This is a genomic window from Dolichospermum sp. LEGE 00240 (assembly GCF_015207875.1).
Classification (GTDB): Bacteria; Cyanobacteriota; Cyanobacteriia; order Cyanobacteriales; family Nostocaceae; genus Dolichospermum; species Dolichospermum gracile.
In genome coordinates, this window is sequence record NZ_JADEVZ010000051.1 from 1 (window position 1) to 21304 (window position 21304).

The window sequence follows — 21304 nt, forward strand, 5'->3', positions numbered from 1 at the left end:
GGTTGGGGGTGGGGTTTTACTCCTGACTTCTGACTCCTGCTATAAAAACCGCCATAACAATTTTATTGTGTAACTTGAAGTAACCGATTTAAAACGACTTTACCTCTATCAATTACCTGAACACGAATATAATTGGGATCATTTGGTCGGTAAGTAACTCGATATTTTGTCCCATTATTATTCCAAGTATAAATTTGACGTTCGTGAGAACCAGAAGTAACAACACCAGATAAATTAATAGAAGTATTTTTGCGAATATGCTTCCCATAGTATTGATAGGAGTTATTGGTAAACTTTAAAGTCACCGTCCACTCTTGATCACTAAATGTATTATTGGGATAATTGAACTTTTGTACAGCCATAGCTTGGTGAGGAATAGCCATATCCATAATTGCAGGTGTGGAAATTCCCAAAATTGCTGATAAAATGATAGCCTTAGAATTCATAATCTTCAATCTTTGTTAACCTAATGTTATCTTGTTGTCTGTTTAGTCGTGAGCAAAATTATTGACGTTATGCTGTAGTTTCTTCTTTCTGAGAAATCCTAGAATTAAACAACTTAGGAAACAACAAACCAGAATTTTCTTTGTATTCCGCAAACTCAGGATATCGAGATAAAGATTGATCTTTTTTCCGCATATTGGGAACAAATATCATGGCTATAAATAACCCCAGAATCAAGAAAGGTAGCCAATGTTGAGTTAATAGAGAAAAAGCCAAATAAATCAAAACTTCTCCCAAATAATTAGGATTACGACATTTAGCAAAAAAACCTTCTGTAATTAATCCAGTTTTGTACTTGAGTGTATAGTATTTTTGAGCATCACTAGCAAAATGTAAAAACACCCCTGCAATATTCAAAGAAATAGCAGCAGCTACTAAAGGTAAAGGGGGAACAGTACCACTACTAATGAGAATGAATGGTGCTACCCAGTACAAACAAAGGAGAACAAAGGTAATAATTCCTTGAGAAGTAGGAATTTCTTGCTCCCATTGCTTATCAGGAAATATGCGATCTTTTAGTAACCAAAGAAAACCATAAGTACCATGAAGGGAAAGATAAACCCAAGCTCCAATAGTAAAATTATGGTATAAAACCATTAGTCCTAAAACGATAGCGAATGTTAGACCTTTGTGAAAATTAATGGGATACTTGATTTTCATGTCCTGATTTTTCTTTACAGTGCTGAAAGCTGGGGAAAGAAATAGAGAGATAGTCCAGTTTTATCTACCTCTCTGACATCATTATTTCTTCGCAATTATCCACACTGCGTGAACAATACCCAGAATATAAAAACCAAAGATAGTCAAAAGCAAATTAATCCAAAAATCCTTACCAAAACCGACCTGTAAAAATACTCCTAAAGGTGGGAGAAAAATCGCAACTATAATTCTGACTACATCCATATCCATGTTATTCTCCTGTAGATGTTCAATGTTTCTAGAGTTAACATCACCTAATCTGGTGACGATTCCTGAAAAATTTGGTAAACCACACCTTTTAACCACCGCTGATTTTAGCTTTGTAACCCAATTTTACCAAAATCTCTAAAATCTTCTGTTTGTGGTCTCCCTGAACCTCAATTTCATGATCTTTCACCGTTCCACCTGTACCACATTGGGCTTTTAACTGTTTTAATAAAGTAGCTAAAGTTTCCGGTGTGGTTTGAAAACCAGTAATCACCGTGACAGTTTTCCCCTTCCGTCCCGCGCGAGTGGCTTGGATTCGCACATTTTGCTGATTGGGGGGTAAGTCTTGGATTCCCCGTTCTACAGCGCGTTCCAGTGCGGGTGAACTACCGTTACCAAATTCTTGGTAGATAACCTTTTTATCAGATTTGGGATTAGCCATAATATTTAATGCAGAAAAAATAGATTTTCATTGTAAACAATTTTAGCCTAAGCGGGGGTAATCGAATATATAATTGCTACATGATAGAGTATAGGAAGGTAAGAGAAAATGAACCACGAAGGAGCGAAGTTCACGAAGGAAGAGGAAGAAGGAAGGATGAGAAGGTTGGGTGATGAGGTGGAGAGGTTGGCTTATGCTGTGATTGGGGCGGGTATTGAGGTGCATAGGATGTTGGGTGCGGGGTTTTTGGAGAGGGTATATCAAGAGGCGTTGGGTTTGGAGTTTCGTTTGCGGGGAATACCTCATAAACCTAAACATTTAGTAGCAGTAAAATACAAAGGTTATCCCATTGGTGAGGGAGAATTGGATTTTTTGGTTGGTGATTCCCTAGTTGTTGAATTGAAAGCGGTGGAAAAGTTAGCCCCTATTCATGAAGCGCAAGTTATTTCTTATTTAAAAATGACTAATTGTCCTCTTGGTCTTCTCATCAATTTTAACGTCCCCGTCCTCAAAGAAGGCATTAAACGGATCATTCTTTCCTCTTAACTCTTCTTCTTCTTTCTCTTCCTTCGTGTTCTTCGTGCCTTCGTGGTTCATTAATTCTTTGTTGCAAGTGATATACTGAATAAAAATAACCATAGTTAAGTAGTACAAAAGCATGGCAATTGAAGAAACACAAAATTATATGTTCTCACAAAAAACTTTTAATCTATTACGAGAATTTTCTAATAATTATGATCATCCAGAGAAGATAAAAGAATCGCTTAGAGATGATTTTCAACAATATGCAGCAAAACCTTTTGAACTATTTTGTGTGAAAGTAGCTAAAGCTTTATCGCCTCACTTTAGTATTTGTTGTATTGAAAAAGATAAAACTTTAAGACCTTATATAGCTAAACCTGATCCATGTCTAAAGGCTTATTTTTCAACAAGCAAATTACTCTTTATTGAGATTACATATTGGGGTATCAATACAGGTATTAATAATGAAGTTTATCAGGGAATAATAAAAAAATTATCTCAAGACAGTCCTCAAGAATTAACAAATTTGCTTTCCGGAAATTCTAATTTTTTCATTCATGAAAATCCTTTGTTTATTAGTGCAGGTAAGCTGAAATATGAGAGCGAATATGAAAATTCAGTATTGGATGTAGCATTATGGCTTAAAAAATATCTCATTTGGATTATACTAGCGGTTCATGATGATCCTATCCCATTAATTAATAATTTATCTAATCTAAACTCCCATATATTGAACCGCTATATATCTAACTGGGAAAAAACAGGTTTTACTGAAAAAGAATTGCAAAGATGGTTACGTGCTATAAATCGAAAAGGACAAGCAATCATATACGGTTCACCAGGAACAGGTAAAACATTTATTGCAAAAGAATTAGCCGGGAAATTAGTTGGTAAATATGGTTTTACAGAACTCGTTCAATTTCATCCAGCATACACTTACGAAGATTTTATTCAAGGTATCCGTCCTCAAAGTAAAGATGGTAAATTAACATATCCAGTTGTTCCAGGAAGATTTTTAGAATTTTGTAGAAAAGCAGAATTTTGTCAAGATATTTGTGTTCTCATTATTGATGAAATCAACCGCGCTAATTTAGCACAGGTTTTTGGTGAATTAATGTATTTACTAGAATACCGTGATCAAGAAATTCCCCTCGCTGGTGGTAATAGATTTCGTATTCCCCAAAATGTCCGTATTATTGGAACAATGAACACAGCAGATAGGTCTATTGCACAAATAGATCATGCTTTACGTCGTCGTTTCGCGTTTATTGAACTTCGTCCTAATTATGATGTGTTAATCAAATATCACCTCAATACAAATTTTGCAGTTATGGATTTAATTAATGTTTTAAAACAATTAAATCAAGCGATTAATGATAAAAACTATGAAATTGGTATTTCTTTCTTTTTGACTCCTAATCTACGAGAAGATATAGAAGATATTTGGAAAATGGAAATTGAGCCTTATTTAGAAGAATACTTTTTTAACAACCTAGAAAAAGTAGATGAGTTTCGCTGGGAGAAAATACAGAAACAGATAACAATATGAAACCAGCAAATTTAAAAATTATTGAATTAACCGAATATCAATCTAAATCTTTTCCCCATGATGAAATTTCCAAAGAGGTTGAAATTATATTATGTGAAAAATACAAAAACCAGGTAGATTTAGATTCTCCTAGTTACAAAACTGGTAATCAATGGAAACTAACTGCTAAAGGATATGTTGGGTATATTCCTTTAAATTCTGATTTAGCTTTGAAAATAAATCCGAAAGTACCAATTAAAAATTTATTTGGAATGTTGGAATATGCTTATAATTTAAAGAGTTTTAAATTTCTTGAAGGATTAATGAATTGTGAATCTATAGAAGATTTTTATAACCACCTAGCTTATATTCTAGCAGATAAAATAATAGAAAGATGTCGTAAAGGATTATATCGTACTTATATACCCAAAACTGAGCAGTTGGCTTATGTGCGCGGGAGATTAAATGTTCAACAGATAATTAAAAAACCTTGGAATATAAAATTACAATGTGAATATGAAGAACACACGGCTGATATTCTAGATAACCAAATTTTATTTTGGACACTTTTTCATATTGGACATAGCGGTTTGTGTACAGAAAAAGTATCACTGATAGTGAGAAAAGCTTATCATGCAATCCAAGGAATAGTATCTTTACAACCTTGTACTTCAGAAGATTGTATTGATAGAATTTATCACCGTTTAAATGAAGATTATCATCTCCTACATCAATTTTGCCGATTCTTTTTAGACAACACTAGCCCAAATCATGAAAAGGGTAAAAATACAACTTTACCTTTTTTAATAGATATGGCACGTCTTTATGAAATGTTTGTTGCAGAATGGTTAAAGAAAAATTTACCCCAAAACTTGACTTTAAGAACTCAAGAGAAAATCAATATAGGAGAAAAAATATATTTTAAAACTGACTTAATTTTATATAACAGAACAGATTTAACACCTAAATACATCCTCGACACTAAATATAAAAAACCCAAACATTCTTCTCCTGAAGATATAGCCCAAGTAGTAACTTATGCAGTTTCTAAAAGTTGTCCAGAAACAGTATTAGTCTATCCAACAGAATTAAATCATTCCCTTGATAAATATATTGGAAAAATCAGAGTTCGTAACCTCACTTTTTCTCTTGATGATAAAATTGAAGATGCAGGAAATAAATTTTTAACAAAACTATTTTCTTAAATTCTCTCTGCGTCCTCTGTGCCTCTGTGGTTCGTTTTCCAAAATTAGATTAAATTCCTCAATCACCGTGAAAACAGATACAATTTTCTATAGCTTATTTCAATCATTTCCTAGCATCTTCTTTGAATTAATTAACCAATCTCCCACAGAAGCAAGTACATATGAATTCACATCTCGTGAAGTCAAACAACTGGCTTTTCGCTTAGATGGTTTATTTTTACCAACCACCAAAGATGCCAAAAAACCATTTTACATTGTTGAAGTTCAGTTTCAGCCCGATGATGATTTATATTATCGTCTATTTGCGGAAATTTGCCTTTACTTACGACAATATAAACCGTCTCACCCTTGGCAAGCTGTAATTATCTATCCTAGTCGTAATATAGAAAGAGAAGAGAATTTACAATTTGGGGAAATCTTGCTGCTTGAGCGAGTTACACGCATTTATTTAGACAAGTTGGGAGAGAGTTCTTTAGGGGTGGGAGTTGTTAAACTGGTGATAGAAACAGAGGAAGCTGCACCAGCATTAGCAAAACAATTAATTGCCCAAGCAAACCAACAACTAACTGATGCAACCATCAAACGGGATTTAATTAATCTAATTGAGACAATTATTGTCTATAAGTTACCCAAAAAGAGCAGAGAGGAAATTGAAGCTATGTTAGGTTTAAGTGAGTTGAAACAAACTAGGGTTTATCAAGAAGCCTTAGAAGAAGGTAAGCAAGAAGGGAAACAGGAAGGTAAGGCTGAAACCACCAGAAAGTTAGCTTTAAATCTGTTACGAATTGGCATGAGTTTAGAACAAATTGCTGAAGTTACGGAATTATCTCTTCAGCAAATTCAGGCTTTACAAAAGGAGACACAAGAATCTTGATTTTGTCTAGTTCCCATGCTCTGCGTGGGAATACAATTGAGAGGCTCTGCTTCTACTATAACTGGAGGTAGAACCTCCAGGATAGCATTCCCAGTCAGAGACTGGGAACGAGAATTGTGGAGATTGGGAAGGAGAGACTGGCTAGAAGCCCGGACTATAATATTGTTCTAGAATTAAAATTAACTTTGTTCTCTTATTTTACCCAATCCGTGACTACTACTCCTCTCGCTTTGAATTTCTCACAAACTGCTTCAGTTCCTGATACTCTAGGACGTTTTGGCCGCTTTGGTGGTAAATATGTTCCAGAAACCCTGATGCCGGCGTTAGCTGAACTAGAAACAGCATATCAGCAGTATCGGCATGAATCGGCTTTTCAAGCTGAATTACAAGGTTTATTGAGGGATTATGTCGGTCGGGCTACTCCTTTGTACTTTGCTGAACGGCTGACTGCTAATTATGCTCGTCCTGATGGTACGGGGGCGCAAATTTACTTAAAGCGCGAGGACTTAAATCATACTGGCGCACATAAGATTAATAATGCTCTGGGTCAGGTATTATTAGCCAAACGCATGGGTAAACGGCGGATTATTGCCGAAACTGGCGCAGGACAACATGGTGTAGCAACGGCGACGGTTTGCGCTCGGTTTGGTTTGGAATGTATTATTTACATGGGTGTTCACGACATGGAACGCCAATCTTTAAACGTCTTCAGAATGCGACTGATGGGGGCGGAAGTTCGTCCGGTGTCTGCGGGGACGGGAACGCTCAAAGATGCCACTTCTGAAGCCATCCGGGACTGGGTAACGAATGTGGAAACGACCCATTACATCCTGGGTTCTGTGGCTGGGCCCCATCCTTACCCGATGATGGTTCGGGATTTTCATGCGGTGATTGGTGAGGAAACTCGCGCTCAAGCTCTGGAAAAATGGGGTGGGTTGCCTGATATTCTCGTGGCTTGTGTGGGTGGTGGTTCTAATGCAATGGGACTATTTCACGAGTTTGTCAAAGAATCATCTGTGCGGTTAATTGGGGTGGAGGCTGCTGGTGAGGGTGTGGATACTGGCAAACACGCAGCTACTTTGACAAAGGGACAGGTTGGTGTGTTACATGGTTCGATGAGTTATCTTTTGCAAGATGATGATGGACAGGTGATTGAACCCCATTCTATTAGTGCTGGGTTGGATTATCCCGGTGTTGGTCCTGAACACAGTTATATGAAGGATATCGGCCGGGCGGAATATTACAGTGTGACGGATGCTGAGGCTTTGGAGGCGTTCCAACGGTTGTCGAAGTTGGAGGGTATTATACCAGCTTTGGAAACTTCTCATGCGATCGCTTACATGGAAACTCTCTGTCCTCAACTTGCTGGTAGTCCTAAGATCATTATCAACTGTTCTGGGCGCGGTGATAAGGATGTGCAAACGGCGGCTAAGTTCTTAATTCACTAGGGATACGGCTTGATAAAGGTCGGGGTTTAGCTCAGGCTTTACCCCCACTGCTATTCCTTCTTTGATCTAATTCTTCCTCGCTGACTCCTGCTGCAAATTTTTGTCAATAGTAATTGATTAATAAAAATTGTCTCTCTAACATCTATCATTGGATACTATTTATTACTAATGATTTTGACTAATAATGTAGTGTAAATAACATTTATTAGTTTTATAGTCATGAGTGAGATATGACTGCTTTGAATTGTAAAAATTTGATGATCCTTTAGTTTATATTGGGCAAATAGTATCCTGGTAAGTATTCTGATAATCAGAAGATAGGGTATATATCCAGTAAATCCATACATTACTTAGCTTAAAAATCTATGTTACGACAAACTGCTTTTGGCATCGCTTTAAGTACGCTTGTCATCGCTAGTGGCTATATGACTGCTGCGAATCCAGATAATAGTTCTGCTAAACAAACTGGCGGATATCAGCCTTCATCACTGGTGACAAGTCAAGCCAAAATATCTAATCTTGGATTTCAAACTACTAATTTAGAGAAGTCGGTTTTTACTCAAATTAATCAATATCGGGCAAAACGCGGACTCAAACAACTAAATTTAAGCGAAAAAATCAGTCAGCAAGCCAGGATTCATAGTCAAAATATGGCAATGGGTAAAGTTCCTTTCAGTCATCAAGGATTTGAACAGCGGGTGATGGCGATTCCTCTCAAATACACTAGTGCGGCAGAAAATGTAGCTTATAATACTGGATATAGCAATCCTGCCAATGAGGCGATTTCTGGTTGGTTAAAAAGTCCTGGTCATCTGAAGAATCTTCAGGGTAAATATAATTTAACCGGGGTTGGTGTGGCTACTAATCAGAAAGGGGAAGTGTATTTAACGCAAATATTTTTGAATGCTAATAGGTAGAGGTTGTGGATGGGGTAGTGTCAGGAAGAAGAAAGAAGTTTTGGGTGATGTTGTCTGGCAAAATAAAGATAATTTATATTTGACAAGTTCATGACATTGCAAGATTTTCAGGTTAGCGATCGCGATTTAAGTGATGAAATTCTGACTGAGTATTTAAAATCTCCGGCGATCGCTGTTGATACGGAAACCATGGGACTTTTACCTGGGCGCGATCGCTTGTGTCTAGTTCAACTCTGCAACCCGGAAGGACAAGTCACAGCCATTCGGATTGCTAGAGGACAAACGGTAGCACCAAATTTGAAAGTTTTAATGGAAGCAATTGATATTGTCAAGGTTTTCCACTTTGCTAGATTTGATGTTGCTACTTTACGGCAGAATTTAGATATTATTGTCCAACCCATTTTTTGTACTAAAATTGCTAGTAAGTTAGCCCGAACTTATACAAATCGTCACGGTTTAAAAGATGTGGTTTTAGAATTAGAAAAGGTGGAGTTAGACAAAAGTTCCCAATGTTCTGATTGGGGTAATGCTAGTAATTTATCTGCTGCACAATTAAGTTATGCAGCTAATGATGTCCGGTATTTATTAAGTGTCCGGGAAAAGCTTACAGCCATGTTACAACGGGAGGAACGTTGGCAAGTTGCCCAAGAATGTTTTCAAATTTTACCGACAATAGTTACTTTAGATTTATTACAATTCAAGGATTTATTTGAACATTGATACAGCAGAACTCACCGAATCAAAACTGGCTTTACAGTTATATCCTGTACCTCTTGGATGTATAATCACAATGGCTAAGTAGGGTTTGCTGAATTGTCTGTGAGGACAGGGAACAACCTGAGTTCGGAGTTTCTCCTTCGGAGACGCTACGCGAACAGAGTTATGATTTTTTCAACGAGATTATCAGGGTTTGAGACTCATATTTGGGGCAGTTTTCCAAAAATTATCTTATGTCGAACTCAGGTGGAACAGTTTTAACTATCTGGATATCCTGTCACCAATGGGTCTAGTAACCGGCGAAAGTAGGGTTTCAAGTGTTTCTGTATTTGTTCTGAAATCCCATCCTGATTTAAAATTCGGGAGGGGGCTTCCTGTAGTGTTCCAGTTAAGTAATTGTTGTGATATTGAGTAATATATCGGCTCATTGTATTGATAGAGATTCCGTCATGGTGAAGGGCGTTTGCAACTGCGACGGGAGTAATGGCAAAGATCTCCGTATCTTCAACTGCGGTAATTTTAACTAGTGGTAATGGTTCTCCCAGAAAAAGATTCATCTCTCCAAAGAAATCTCCGATCAGGAATTTTTCTGTCGGAGCATCTGGTTGGCGACGAAGAAATTCCTGTCTCTGGTCTATATTCTCAATTTCAGCGGCTAAACTTGCATAGAGCCAATAAAGGGATGATACTTCTTTAGCCGCTTGGTAAGTCAGGGAGAAGGCAACTGGACCAATGTACTTAGCTAACTCAGAGGCAACCTGTTCAATTACTATTGGTTTGAGGGCATAGCTAGACTGGGTATGATTTTGAGGTTGACGACTAAAGGGTTGGAAGGTAATTGTTTTTGAATTAGGGACTAATTTTTGTTCTATGGCGACACAACCTCTCACCACTAGGAACATTGCTGGAGACAAAAGATTTTGATAATCAAGTAATTCCTCCGCATCAAACAGCAGTGTTTTAGAATTTTCTACCAGAAGGCTTTGAGCCTCGACAGTTAAATTTCTAAAAAATTCAATGTTGCTAACAAGTTGCAACAGACGTTCATTCTCGGTGGACTGATACTCACCTCCCATGCTATTACGACTCAGAGCGTACCAAACCCGACAGCGAATTTCCGGATCTGTATGGTTTTCAGCTTCACTATAGTTTTTGGGATAGTAAAACAATTTATAGTTCACTTCCGTTAGTCCATAGGACCACATTCTCACAAATACGGGTTGGTCAAGATTAATATTTGGTAGGGGTTGGTTGATTACGGACTTACAAGCAGTATCCATCACCTGGTTCGGCGGAATATTGGCAGAAGTTGTAAAGTCCACTGTTCGATAGACTGAACCAGAGGCGATCATCTTGACCAATTCTTTGGCGATCGCACCATTAGGAATATAAGTAATTTCACCAGAGTTGAGCCGGATATCTGTTGAATTCCAATCTATTGATTCCACAACTCCTTCTAATCCCTGAAATTGAATCTGATCGCCAATTTGAAACGGTTGGTTAATCTGAAGAAAAATACCAGACAGGAAATTTCCTAGAGGTTCTTGCATTGCAAACCCAACAATTGCCGTAAATAGGGCAGAAGTAGTGAAAAACGTTGTGGTTTCCTGACCAAGAATACGCAGAATCACAAAAATGCAGATCAGGTACAGGAAACCTGAGATTATTAATTTCAATAACCTTGATGGACGCGTTCTTTTTTTACGAGTTAACCAAAAATTGATTAATAAGAAAGAAAGGGCATTAACAATAACTATGCTAATGCTGATCAATACGGCAATTTTCAAGCCGTATAAGACTATGGGAAAAACTTGTTGGGGGTTGTTTAAAACAACAACATAAACAAATAATAGACATCCAGTGAATGCAACTTGGAAAAGAGCTAGAAAATTTCTCATATAGACTCCATAACTACCAATAACTCGAACAAAGGCTGATTGAAAAAACAGTTGATTATGTTGGCAAATTTAACCTATGCAAAGTTATTTTTCGGGCGCTTCTAGGGCTTTATTGAGACTGATTAAAAGACGATTAATTGCTCGATTCAGTGGGTTTAATGAATTGGATTTATCTTCTGGGAGTTGAGACTCCTCTAACTGATGCAGACTAATTTCTTCCAGGAGGTGAGTAATAGTATCTAGAGGCTTGGTAATCCATTTCTGGACAATCAGAAGCACTGTCGTGTATGCTACTAAGAACACGCTGGCGATCGCTAATAAATAGGACCCAACAGACTTCTGAGCCTCCTGATATTGAACAACTGTGGGGACTGAAATAATCCTTGTTCCGACAATTTCATTCAGTTTCCAGCCAAAACCATTCTCACTACCATAGGTTTTGATCAGGGAAGGAGGAGCATTTTCTGGTTTACTATGACAAACTAAACAACTGGAATTAGTAATCTGAATTGGTTTGGCCATATAAAGCGTTTTTTGACCGCTTATTAAATCCAGTCGCTCACCTATTTTTTGCTTGATATTGGGATTTTTGGCAAAATATTCAATTATCTCAACTTCCCACCCCACCGCTAGATCTTTGCGGTTTGTTGGATTAATAGCACTTTCTCGATAGGTATACCCTTTGTTTTCCTTGCTTTTCCCTAGTTGATTCAAAATCTGTTGAGCAGCATAGGAGGGAACAGTGACTCTATTAAAATCAGGTACTTCTTGATTTTTCTCCGCTGACTTTGATATATTTTGAGATGATTTATCTTCCGTCAGCAGAGCAAATTGAGGTTGAATTTGAGTTGACGTGTAATCTCTCGCCGCGGCTGCTGTATCTAAAAGCAATACAGCCTTACGTACGATGTCTTTCCTAGCACCATTGTACTCTAGTCCCCAGATTGACAAGCCACAAATAATCCACCCTGCAAAGAAAATACTAAATATAATTAGGGTAAGTCTTGTTTGAAGTTGTTTCATTAATTTAAGTTGAATTTTAAATGCGTACTGACAACTGAATTTACACAGTACGGGATTATATATTAAAATTGGTTCACAAGTCAAGGGTTTTTCCTATTCCCTATTCTCAAAATTTACCTGTTTTACCAAATGCACCAATTCTGGTAAAATCAACTTTTTCATACCCAGCCGCACAGCATTACTAGAACCAGGAAGAGAAAAAATGATTTTGTTTTGATAAACACCAGCGACAGCACGAGAAGCCATAGCGCGAGAACCAATTTCTTGATAACTTAAAGACCGAAATAATTCTCCAAATCCTGGTAAAGTTTTGTCTAATAACTTTTCTATAGCATCATAAGTAGTATCTCTAGGAGCAATTCCCGTTCCCCCATTAAAAATGACAGCATGGATACGAGTATCTTCGCCCAAGGCTGTCATTTGGGATTGAATTTCTTGAGGTTCATCTTTGATAATCTGATACAATGCCACGGTGTGATCATCAGCTAAAAGTAGTTCTGTAATTAATTGACCACTTTTATCTGTTTCAGCGGAACGGCTATCACTAACTGTAATCACCGCACAAGTTACAGAAAGTTGCTGTGTATTGGGGTGTGGTTGAAATTTCATAGACATTTTACGTTTTAGCCAATAACCAATGACCACTGACCACTGACTACTGACTAATGACTAATTAAGATTTGCTCAAACCTAGACCATTTTCTTCAGCGTAACGATTCATGAACCGCATAAACCGATCCCATTCTTTATTGGACTTCATGACATAAATGGCTTCTAACGATTCTGGTTTACCGTTGACAAATTTTCCCTGAACTTCACGAATAACTATTTCCCCTTCTTCGTCAATTAAATACAGTCCAGTGGGTTCAATTTTACCGTCTTGTGCCAATATATCAGGATTGGTGAAGACAAATGTGGCTGTACCACTTTCACCTTGTTTTGCTCTTGTTAACCGAACGTCTGGAACTACTTTTTCGTCAATACCTCTAGCAAACTGAATTTTCGCCATGATGAGTAAATCTAAAGTTTTGTGATCATTTTGTAATATTCTCTCATCATAGTGCAATTTCTACAGCAGGCATTTTACCGATGGCAATTAAATCTAGTTCCCAATCCCGATTCCAACGTCGTTTATTGACGACAGCACTAATCATTGTAGTGGGTATATTCTTTACTCTGAGTAACTATTCTAGTCCAGCTATATCTGCCACTCAACCAAAAAACGTCATTTTGATGATTGGGGATGGTATGGGTTGGGAAATGGCTCGTGCTGGAGCTATAGCTAAAGGATATAATTATACCTTTGGCAAGGGTGAGGGACTGAGTTTTCAAACCCTAGATAATTACACCCTGGCTACTACCTATGGTACTACGATTGCTCCTGGTAATGGGGTTTTCAGCACAGGTAACTCTGCGTTATCAAACTCTAATCCGATTACAGGTGCTAGTCCGATGTTACCAGGGTTTAAATTCCAACCTCAATTTAATCCCGGAAATACACCATCTGGAGGAGAGAAAAATCTTAATTCCAATGCGGTGGGTAATTTGGTAGGTTATGATCCCCAACGTGGGGGGATAAATCCTTGGACACCTGGTAATGATCCTGAATATATTAAGTATAGTTATCCCGATTCTGCTAATACAGCGACTACTTTGTACACAGGAGTAAAAAGCTATAACAATGCTATTTCTGTGGATATATTTGAAAGACCTTTAAAAACTATTCTTAAAACTGCGGCTGAACATGGTAAATCTACGGGGATTGTGACTTCTGTGCCTATAGATCATGCTACACCGGGAGCAGCAGCAGCAAATGTGAATCGTCGCAATAAATATGATGGTGATTATCCAACTTTAGATAATATTCTCCAGCAGGAGCTTCGCATATATCAACCAACGGTAATTTTAGGTGGTGGTCATCCGCTTACGGGTGCTAGTAGTCAGGCTTTACCTACGGGTGTAGAACCGCCAACTAAATTTGAATATATTACTAAATCAACTTATGCGGAATTGAGTAAAAACCCTGATCAAAACCGTTATCAATATACATTTTTAGAACGAGGAAAAGATGCGGCGGATAAGTTAGCGACTACTGCGGCAAGATTAAATCCAAATAAGGGCGATCGCTTGTTAGGATTATATGGAGCTAGGGGACAAGAGGGAAATCTCCCTGTAAGTACCGCTGATGGTGATTACAGCAATACAGGTTTGAGTATTTTTTCCCTGTTTGGTTCTCAAGGAAAAAACCCCGATACAGTTCGGCCTCTACTTGCGGGAGAAACCGATAAATCTTTTATTGCCAAAGAAATTAATGAAAATCCCACACTTGATGATTTAACCAAAGCAGCTTTAGCACTTTTATCGAAAGATAAAGATGGATTTTGGTTAATGGTAGAAGGTGGTGATATTGATTGGGCTGCCCATGATGATAATTTAGATAATATGATCGGGACAGTGTTGGATTTTGATAAAGCTGTAAAAACAACAATTGACTGGATTAAAAATAACGGTGGTTGGGAAAGTAATCTACTAATTGTCACCGCTGATCATGATCATTATCTGACTTTAAATCCCAACTTTTCCGAACTGCTGAAAGAAAAAGGTGCAGAAGCTTTAACCGCTGAATCTGATTCCATTCAAGCCGGTCATTTTTGGGGATCTAATCCTAACATCAAATATGGTTGGGGAAATCATGCTAATCGTCCAGTTCCCGTTTATTATCAAGGCAAGGGTTCAAAAGTTTTAACTAATTCTGTGGGTAAGGGGTTTCAACTTTACGGTTATAAGATTCCTGGTATTCAAGGTTTAGTAGACCAAATCCACATTTATCAAACTCAACGAAAAGCAATAGGGAATAGGTAATGGGTAATGGGTAATACAAGAAAGTTCTTAACCAATGACCAATGACCAATGACCAATCAACCATCAGTTATCCTGTTCTAAGTCATTAGTAGATTAAATCAGGGGATCGCTTGCATAATTGTTCACAATTTGTTACAAAAATATAAAGAACTTCTAGAGACTAAAACCTAATGTTCGGCGGACTTACTGGTTTAACAGATACCAAAAGCACCGATTGGGGAGAGCGAATGCTCAACACAGTCGCCAGTCAGACGATTCGCCACCTGTTTACCCAAAGCGAGTCGGTAGAAGTCTTTGTGCGCTGCTATCCCTCCAGCAAACTGTTGCAAGGCAGCATTGATAGCTTTAAAATGAACGGTCGCGGCTTAGTAATTCGTAAAGACTTCGCAGTAGAGGAAATGTCTTTTGAAACCGATGCAGTCGCCATTGACTTTGGCTCGGTTTTAAGTGGTAAACTTACCCTCAAACAACCCACCCAGGCTGTAGCCCAGGTGATTCTATCAGAAGAAGGCATTAATCGGGCTTTTGAGTCGGAACTGGTGAAAAAACGCCTGCTTAACCTTTCTGAACCCACCTTGATTGTCATATCTGGTGGCGAACCAATTTCTTTTACCGAAGTTGAGGTCAAGCTACTACCCGAAAATCGCTTGCATTTAGTAGCTAAAGCCGATTTAAACAACGGCGAACTCATACCCCTAAGTATGACCATTGGTGTCGGGATTGAAAGAAGAAGGCGGGTTTCTTTCAAAGAACCGAAGATTGAACTTGAGGGAGTTCCAGAAGCACAAAGAGAAATTTCCCAGACTTTAAGCGTGGCATTGGTAGAAATTTTGGATAATATGGTTGATTTAGATCGCTTTGATTTAGATGGGGTAAAAATGCGACTAAATCGTTTAGAAACAGAAGGTCAAAGATTGATTTTTAGTGGTTATGCAGAAATAGAAAGAATTCCTCACAGTTCTTAACAATTCTAAAATTGAAAAAATTAACGCCGCCTAGTTGACCCTGGGCGGCGATTTAATTTTTATAGGAGTCAGTTGTCAGTTGAAAAAATCTTCTCCCTGCCACCCCTACCTCCCTTACCACTCCTACCTCCCCTACCTTCCCACCCCTACATACTGGAATCCAGCCTTGATCATGGTTTGGGGATCAAGGAAATTACGACCATCAATCATGACCGCGTGGTTCATTAATTTTGCCATTTTCCCATAGTCCAAAGTGCTGAACTGTTGCCATTCTGTGACAAGTACCAAAGCATCACAGCCATCTGCTAGTCTTTCCGCATCGGTTTCTACTAATACACCAGAAAGACCATGACGCATTCCTGTTTGGGAAATGATGGGGTCGTAAGCTTTGACTTTTGCCCCCAGTCGGTTAAGTTGTTCAATCAACATGAGTGCCGGTGCGTCCCGTAAATCGTCCGTATCTGGTTTGAAGGTTAAACCGAGTAGTCCCACAGTTTTACCTTTGAGGATTTTTAAAGCTTGTTGGAGTTTTTCTAGGGCGATGAGGCGTTGACGTTCGTTAACACTGACAGCAGCTTTCATAAGTTGGGCTTCATAGCCATAATCATCAGCGGTGTGAATGAGAGCAGAAACGTCTTTGGGGAAACATGAACCACCCCAACCAATACCAGCTTGTAAGAACTTGCTACCAATGCGGGAATCTAAACCGATGCCTTTTGCTACTTGGGTAACATCCGCGCCGACGCGATCGCATATATTCGCAACTTCATTAATAAAACTAATCTTGGTGGCTAAAAAGGCATTAGCCGCATATTTGATCATTTCTGCGGAACTGAGGTCTGTCACCAAAACTGGAACAGGGGGTAAAGATTGATCAGCAGCAAATTTGCGTTCTATAATAGGCGCATATAGTTCTTTCATCATGCCTGTGGCTTGCTGACTGTTACCGCCCAATACAATCCGGTCAGGGTTAAAGGTATCATAAACTGCTGAACCTTCCCGCAAAAACTCTGGATTACTGACTACATCAAACTGGTGAGCAATCTCCGATAATTTCTCATCAGTACTTATATCACCAGATGCCAATAATGTTTTTTGACGTTCTGCAATCCCATCCACAACAATCATTCTTACCCAGTCGCCAGAACCAATAGGAACAGTAGATTTGTTGACAATGACCTTATAACCACCATTGAGATTTTCGCCAATACCACGAGCTACAGCTTCTACGTAGCGAGTATCACTTTCACCATTGGGCAAAGGGGGAGTTCCCACAGCAATAAAGAGGATTTCTCCATGATGAACACCAGCAGCGAGATCACTAGAAAATTGAATATTGCCACTATTAATAGCCGATTGGATAATTTCCGAAAGTCCTGGCTCAAAAATCGGTGACTGCCCAGACTTCATTAATTTTACTTTTTCTTCGTTATTATCTATGCAAATTACATCATGTCCAATATGAGCTAAACAAGCACCTGTTACTAAACCAACATAACCAGTACCAATTACGCAAACACGCATTTTTAAAACCCCTGTTTTTTATAGTTGTCAGTTGTTCGTCATTACTAATGAATAATGATTGCTAAACCTGTTGGAAACGTTGACGGAAATCTTCAATCATCAGTTTTAAACCGTCTTTCAGCGGAATGGTAGGTTCCCAATCTAACAAAGTCTGTGCCTTGGTAATATCAGGACGACGACGACGGGGATCATCAGCAGGTAGGGGTTCAAATTTAATTTCTGCATCTGGGTTAATTAAGTTTTGCACCGTCTGAGCAAGTTCTAAAATGGTATACTCATCGGGATTACCCAAATTTATGGGTCCTGTATGCTCACCATTCATTAATCGCATTAGCCCATTGACTAAATCGGAAACATAACAAAAGCTCCGGGTTTGTTGACCTTCACCATAAACAGTTAAAGGAACGCCTCGTAATGCTTGCGCCACGAAATTGCTGACTACGCGCCCATCGTTTTCCAACATTCTCGGTCCATAAGTGTTGAATATCCTGGCGACGCGAATCTCGACTTTATTCTCTCTGTAGTAGTCAAATGCCAGGGTTTCAGCCATTCTTTTACCTTCGTCATAACATGAACGAATGCCAATGGGATTGACGCTGCCTCGATAATCTTCAGTCTGGGGATGAATTTCTGGATCTCCGTAAACTTCGCTGGTAGAAGCTAATAAAAATCTGGCTTTAACCCGTTTAGCCAAACCCAACATATTGAGTGTACCAATAACGTTGGTTTTAACAGTTTTAATGGGGTTATACTGGTAATGCACAGGGGACGCTGGACAAGCCAGATGATAAACTTGATCCACTTCTAGGCGAATTGGCTCGGTGATGTCGTGACGGATCATTTCAAAATTAGGATTATCTAACCATTGGATGAGATTATGTTTCTTTCCTGTGTAAAAATTGTCCAAACAAATGACTTCATGACCATCATTCATGAGTCGGTCAATCAGATGAGAACCAATAAAACCAGCACCGCCTGTCACTAAAATTCTCATATTTTTCCTTCTGCTAATATTTACTTTTAGTATCCACTTCATGCTGTTTTATATTACCCACATTGGCGACAAAAAAGCATATTTATCTTCAGAATTTTTGTGCATGGCTTTTAAGTTGGATGTTGATTGCTTGCCAGATATTCTCTAATGAATAGGTTTATTTTGGGAAGGTTTTATCAAATCTTCAAGGAAAGAATACAGTTTTTTAATTGAAGTTGAATATTTAATAACTAAGTATCATAAATCTTTATTGATGCAACTGCAAGAGGTATCAACAATAGTTAACGCGCTGACTAATGGATGATTGTACTCACCTGAGTTCGACATAAGATAATTTTTGGAAAACTGCCCCAAATATGAGTCTCAAACCCTGATGATCTCGTTGAAAAAATCATAACTCTGTTCGCGTAGCGTCTCCGAAGGAGAAACTCCGAACTCAGGTGTACTCAATGCCACTAAAAATTTCTATAAGAAATATTCCCAAAGATAGGTAGAATTTACATATTGACACAAGTTGTCTAGTTAGGGTTTGCTGAATAAGTCGTCTGTGAGGACAGGGAACTCTTAACTCTTAACTCTTAACTGGGAACAGTTTCAACTATCTGGATATCCTCAATTTTCCAAGTCCGACAAAAAAATGCACCTATTTTGAGACACCATCAGCCAAAACCTGGCACTTTTTTTGAGATAAAAATCTGTAAAACCTTTATTAATAAACGGTTTTAGCTGTATTCAGCAAGCCCTAGTTAGAAGCAAGCATAAATAAATTGGTAAAAAAAGTGAATCTCCCTTTGATTACTCGTGCTGAAAAGCATAATGAGAAAATAGCAATTGTTACAGGTGAAAAAGTATTTAGCTATGGGGATTTGCTCCACATCTCTGGGCTAATTGCCACAGGTTTGCTGAAGGATATAGAAGACTTACAAGAACAGAGAGTTGCTTTTCTTGTCCCACCTGGGTTTGACCATGTAGCCACTCAGTGGGGAATTTGGCGGGCTGGGGGCATAGCTGTACCACTGTGTGTTTCTCACCCCCGTCCAGAATTGGAGTATGTGATTACTAATTCGGGAGCATCAATTATTGTTGCCCATCCCCAGTTTGAGGATATACTACTATCGCTTGCTACTGAAAAAAATTTGCGCTTTATTCTCACCTCAGCAATACTCCCAGATCATGTTACTACCCTACCAAATGTAGATATTACAAGACGGGCATTAATTCTCTATACCAGTGGGACAACAGGTAAACCCAAGGGTGTGGTGATAACTCATGATCATATTCAAGCTCAAGTAACTAGCTTAATCACCGCTTGGGAATGGACATCAGATGACCGTATTCTCAATATACTACCATTGCATCATATTCATGGGATTATCAACGTCCTAACCTGTGCTTTATGGGTTGGGGCGGAATGCCATATATTCAGCAAATTTGATGCTGAAACTGTGTGGAATCAAATTTGTGAGGGTAACTTAACCCTATTTATGGCAGTACCAACAATTTATGTAAAATTGATTGCTGCTTGGGAAAATGCTACTCAGGAACGTCAAAAAATCATGACCGCAGGGTGTAAAAAAATGCGTCTGATGGTTTCTGGTTCAGCAGCTTTACCAGTGCAAGTATTAGCAAAGTGGCAGAATATTAGCGGTCATTTCCTATTGGAACGCTATGGAATGACGGAAATCGGTATGGCGCTATCTAACTCTTTACATGGTCAACGATATGCAGGATATGTGGGTCAACCTTTACCGCAAGTCAAAGTTAGATTAGTAGATGAGAGTGGAGAATTAGTGCCACCAGGAATACCAGGAGAAATTCAAGTTAAAGGCCCTGGAGTGTTTTTAGAATATTGGCAAAACCCCCAAGCAACAGAAGAAGCATTTAGAGATGGCTGGTTTTGGACTGGAGATACGGCCATAGTCGAGAATAACAACTATCGTATTTTAGGACGAATGAGCGTTGATATCATTAAAACAGGAGGGTATAAGGTTTCAGCTTTAGAAATTGAGGAAGTGTTAAGAACTCATCCAGATATTCAAGAATGTGCCGTAGTTGGGGTTGTTGATTTAGAATGGGGTGAGCGAGTTTGTGCGGCGTTAGTATTACTACCACAACGCCAATTGACATTAGAATCTTTGCGGAGTTGGGCAAAGAAGCAATTGGCAGTTTATAAGATTCCCACTCGCATTTTGATAGTTGATGAATTACCCCGTAATGCTATGGGGAAAGTAACTAAACCGCAGGTGGTTGAACTATTTTAGGCAGTATCATAAGCCGATAATTAACGCACCCGATAATATCAGCAATCTACTTGTAGCAGTGTTTCCCTATCTCTGCAAAAAGTCTTACAATAGGTCATCGGTTTAAAGATATGATTATAGAAAAATTACTCAAAGGCGATCGCTAGTAATGTGATTGCTGAGTTAAAGTTAGTTAAAGAAATTACTAAATCTATTGTATATCCATCATTGATATTACGGAATATTAAAATAATTAGACAACACTCATATCTATAGTGTTGAAAATTAAATAATGCTAATTTGACGGGAGCAGACTTAACCGAGGCATCTTTTTCTGATACAGACTTCACTGGAGCGAACTTAACTGGGGCAAATCTGAGTGGATACCACTATGTAAGTGATTTTGTCAATTTTCAAGGTGCAAACTTGACTGATGCTAACTTGGATAGTGACGATCTAAAGGGATGTGATTCGAGTAAATTATATGAAAGCTTCGACAGATACAGATGCCAAATTGATTACCCAAGTCAGAAAAAAGGAGTCAGTTTCTATCAAGCAATTTACAATGAAAATACTCGGTTTCCCCATCAAGTAAATCCACAAGTTGCTGTAGTAGATCCGAAATTTGGTATTGCCAAAAATCAAAAATGTCGCGATCGCTACAACCGCTATAATCGGGAATGCTATGACTATTAGAACTTGTCTGTTAACAGGAAAACCTGAATATTTGGTATA

The 21304-nt window shown here is 38.4% G+C and carries 20 protein-coding genes and 1 pseudogene; 11 read left to right on the forward strand and 10 right to left on the reverse strand.

Features of this window, described 5'->3' with window-relative positions:
- Positions 1–62: 62 nt before the first annotated feature.
- The 4 genes from IQ226_RS16440 to IQ226_RS16455 all read right to left on the reverse strand — a co-directional run bounded on the left by IQ226_RS16440 (position 63) and on the right by IQ226_RS16455 (position 1852).
- Positions 63–446, reverse strand: a complete 384-nt coding sequence (locus IQ226_RS16440) for a hypothetical protein (RefSeq protein ID WP_193897034.1) — start codon at positions 444–446, stop codon at positions 63–65.
- A gap of 67 nt (positions 447–513) precedes the next feature.
- Positions 514–1164: an isoprenylcysteine carboxylmethyltransferase family protein gene (locus IQ226_RS16445; protein ID WP_193897036.1), complete on the reverse strand. Its 651-nt coding sequence runs from the start codon at positions 1162–1164 to the stop codon at positions 514–516.
- Between the two features lie 81 nt (positions 1165–1245).
- Positions 1246–1407: a YqaE/Pmp3 family membrane protein gene (locus IQ226_RS16450; RefSeq protein ID WP_039199490.1), complete on the reverse strand. Its 162-nt coding sequence runs from the start codon at positions 1405–1407 to the stop codon at positions 1246–1248.
- 94 nt (positions 1408–1501) lie between these two features.
- Complete coding sequence (locus IQ226_RS16455) at positions 1502–1852, reverse strand: translation initiation factor (RefSeq protein WP_193897038.1); 351 nt, start codon at positions 1850–1852, stop codon at positions 1502–1504.
- A gap of 108 nt (positions 1853–1960) precedes the next feature.
- On the opposite strand from IQ226_RS16455, the gene IQ226_RS16460 reads away from it, so the two are divergent.
- From IQ226_RS16460 to IQ226_RS16490, 7 genes are all read left to right on the forward strand, one after another.
- A complete protein-coding gene (locus IQ226_RS16460) occupies positions 1961–2398 on the forward strand; it encodes a GxxExxY protein (RefSeq protein WP_193897040.1) in 438 nt (145 codons plus the stop codon).
- A 112-nt stretch (positions 2399–2510) separates the two neighbouring features.
- Entirely contained in the window at positions 2511–3923 is a 1413-nt protein-coding gene (locus IQ226_RS16465) for an McrB family protein (protein ID WP_193897042.1), read from the forward strand.
- Complete coding sequence (locus IQ226_RS16470) at positions 3920–5107, forward strand: McrC family protein (RefSeq protein WP_193897044.1); 1188 nt, start codon at positions 3920–3922, stop codon at positions 5105–5107. The genes IQ226_RS16465 and IQ226_RS16470 overlap by 4 nt, the downstream gene beginning before the upstream one ends.
- Positions 5108–5174: 67 nt before the next feature.
- On the forward strand, positions 5175–5981 hold the full coding sequence (locus IQ226_RS16475) for an Rpn family recombination-promoting nuclease/putative transposase (protein WP_193897046.1): 807 nt from the start codon (positions 5175–5177) through the stop codon (positions 5979–5981).
- Positions 5982–6190: 209 nt separating this feature from the next.
- Positions 6191–7429 (forward strand): tryptophan synthase subunit beta, encoded by a 1239-nt coding sequence (gene trpB / locus IQ226_RS16480; protein ID WP_193897048.1) that lies wholly within the window; start codon positions 6191–6193, stop codon positions 7427–7429.
- A gap of 365 nt (positions 7430–7794) precedes the next feature.
- A complete protein-coding gene (locus IQ226_RS16485) occupies positions 7795–8346 on the forward strand; it encodes a CAP domain-containing protein (RefSeq protein ID WP_193897050.1) in 552 nt (183 codons plus the stop codon).
- A gap of 90 nt (positions 8347–8436) precedes the next feature.
- Positions 8437–9066: a ribonuclease D gene (locus IQ226_RS16490; protein WP_193897052.1), complete on the forward strand. Its 630-nt coding sequence runs from the start codon at positions 8437–8439 to the stop codon at positions 9064–9066.
- 254 nt (positions 9067–9320) lie between these two features.
- On the opposite strand, the gene IQ226_RS16495 is transcribed toward IQ226_RS16490, so the two are convergent.
- The 4 genes from IQ226_RS16495 to psb28 form a co-directional block, all read right to left on the reverse strand.
- Positions 9321–10694: a mechanosensitive ion channel domain-containing protein gene (locus IQ226_RS16495; RefSeq protein ID WP_370567174.1), complete on the reverse strand. Its 1374-nt coding sequence runs from the start codon at positions 10692–10694 to the stop codon at positions 9321–9323.
- A 351-nt stretch (positions 10695–11045) separates the two neighbouring features.
- Positions 11046–11984, reverse strand: a complete 939-nt coding sequence (locus tag IQ226_RS16500; protein ID WP_193897056.1) for a DUF3365 domain-containing protein — start codon at positions 11982–11984, stop codon at positions 11046–11048.
- Between the two features lie 93 nt (positions 11985–12077).
- Positions 12078–12593 carry a molybdenum cofactor biosynthesis protein B gene (locus tag IQ226_RS16505; protein ID WP_193897059.1) on the reverse strand — a complete coding sequence of 172 codons (516 nt, stop codon included), beginning with the start codon at positions 12591–12593 and terminating at the stop codon, positions 12078–12080.
- Between the two features lie 64 nt (positions 12594–12657).
- Positions 12658–12993, reverse strand: a complete 336-nt coding sequence (gene psb28 / locus IQ226_RS16510) for a photosystem II reaction center protein Psb28 (protein ID WP_193897097.1) — start codon at positions 12991–12993, stop codon at positions 12658–12660.
- A 224-nt stretch (positions 12994–13217) separates the two neighbouring features.
- Between psb28 and IQ226_RS16515 the strand changes: the two genes are divergently transcribed.
- Both IQ226_RS16515 and IQ226_RS16520 read left to right on the forward strand, forming a co-directional pair.
- A complete protein-coding gene (locus IQ226_RS16515) occupies positions 13218–14846 on the forward strand; it encodes an alkaline phosphatase (protein ID WP_370567176.1) in 1629 nt (542 codons plus the stop codon).
- 170 nt (positions 14847–15016) lie between these two features.
- Positions 15017–15811, forward strand: coding sequence for a DUF2993 domain-containing protein (locus tag IQ226_RS16520; protein WP_193897063.1), 795 nt, complete (start codon positions 15017–15019; stop codon positions 15809–15811).
- Between the two features lie 132 nt (positions 15812–15943).
- Here IQ226_RS16520 and IQ226_RS16525 read toward each other — a convergent pair whose 3' ends face one another.
- Entirely contained in the window at positions 15944–17335 is a 1392-nt protein-coding gene (locus IQ226_RS16525) for a UDP-glucose/GDP-mannose dehydrogenase family protein (RefSeq protein WP_193897065.1), read from the reverse strand.
- Positions 17336–17396: 61 nt separating this feature from the next.
- Entirely contained in the window at positions 17397–18329 is a 933-nt protein-coding gene (locus tag IQ226_RS16530) for a UDP-glucuronic acid decarboxylase family protein (RefSeq protein ID WP_193897067.1), read from the reverse strand.
- Between the two features lie 791 nt (positions 18330–19120).
- Between IQ226_RS16530 and IQ226_RS16535 the strand changes: the two genes are divergently transcribed.
- Positions 19121–20590 (forward strand): acyl-CoA synthetase, encoded by a 1470-nt coding sequence (locus IQ226_RS16535; RefSeq protein WP_228039502.1) that lies wholly within the window; start codon positions 19121–19123, stop codon positions 20588–20590.
- Positions 20591–20866: 276 nt separating this feature from the next.
- Positions 20867–21265: pseudogene (locus IQ226_RS16540) on the forward strand (pentapeptide repeat-containing protein); the annotation flags it as partial.
- Between the last annotated feature and the right edge of the window lie 39 nt (positions 21266–21304).

Coding starts and splice junctions, on each gene's coding strand:
- IQ226_RS16520 (WP_193897063.1), top strand. CDS start 15,017: ATGTTCGGCGGACTTACTGGTTTAACAGATACCAAAAGCACCGATTGG.
- IQ226_RS16465 (WP_193897042.1), top strand. CDS start 2,511: ATGGCAATTGAAGAAACACAAAATTATATGTTCTCACAAAAAACTTTT.
- IQ226_RS16515 (WP_370567176.1), top strand. CDS start 13,218: ATGATTGGGGATGGTATGGGTTGGGAAATGGCTCGTGCTGGAGCTATA.
- IQ226_RS16440 (WP_193897034.1), bottom strand. CDS start 446: ATGAATTCTAAGGCTATCATTTTATCAGCAATTTTGGGAATTTCCACA.
- IQ226_RS16505 (WP_193897059.1), bottom strand. CDS start 12,593: ATGAAATTTCAACCACACCCCAATACACAGCAACTTTCTGTAACTTGT.
- IQ226_RS16485 (WP_193897050.1), top strand. CDS start 7,795: ATGTTACGACAAACTGCTTTTGGCATCGCTTTAAGTACGCTTGTCATC.
- IQ226_RS16455 (WP_193897038.1), bottom strand. CDS start 1,852: ATGGCTAATCCCAAATCTGATAAAAAGGTTATCTACCAAGAATTTGGT.
- IQ226_RS16530 (WP_193897067.1), bottom strand. CDS start 18,329: ATGAGAATTTTAGTGACAGGCGGTGCTGGTTTTATTGGTTCTCATCTG.
- IQ226_RS16450 (WP_039199490.1), bottom strand. CDS start 1,407: ATGGATGTAGTCAGAATTATAGTTGCGATTTTTCTCCCACCTTTAGGA.
- IQ226_RS16500 (WP_193897056.1), bottom strand. CDS start 11,984: ATGAAACAACTTCAAACAAGACTTACCCTAATTATATTTAGTATTTTC.
- psb28 (WP_193897097.1), bottom strand. CDS start 12,993: ATGGCGAAAATTCAGTTTGCTAGAGGTATTGACGAAAAAGTAGTTCCA.
- IQ226_RS16470 (WP_193897044.1), top strand. CDS start 3,920: ATGAAACCAGCAAATTTAAAAATTATTGAATTAACCGAATATCAATCT.
- IQ226_RS16490 (WP_193897052.1), top strand. CDS start 8,437: ATGACATTGCAAGATTTTCAGGTTAGCGATCGCGATTTAAGTGATGAA.
- IQ226_RS16445 (WP_193897036.1), bottom strand. CDS start 1,164: ATGAAAATCAAGTATCCCATTAATTTTCACAAAGGTCTAACATTCGCT.
- IQ226_RS16525 (WP_193897065.1), bottom strand. CDS start 17,335: ATGCGTGTTTGCGTAATTGGTACTGGTTATGTTGGTTTAGTAACAGGT.
- IQ226_RS16460 (WP_193897040.1), top strand. CDS start 1,961: ATGAACCACGAAGGAGCGAAGTTCACGAAGGAAGAGGAAGAAGGAAGG.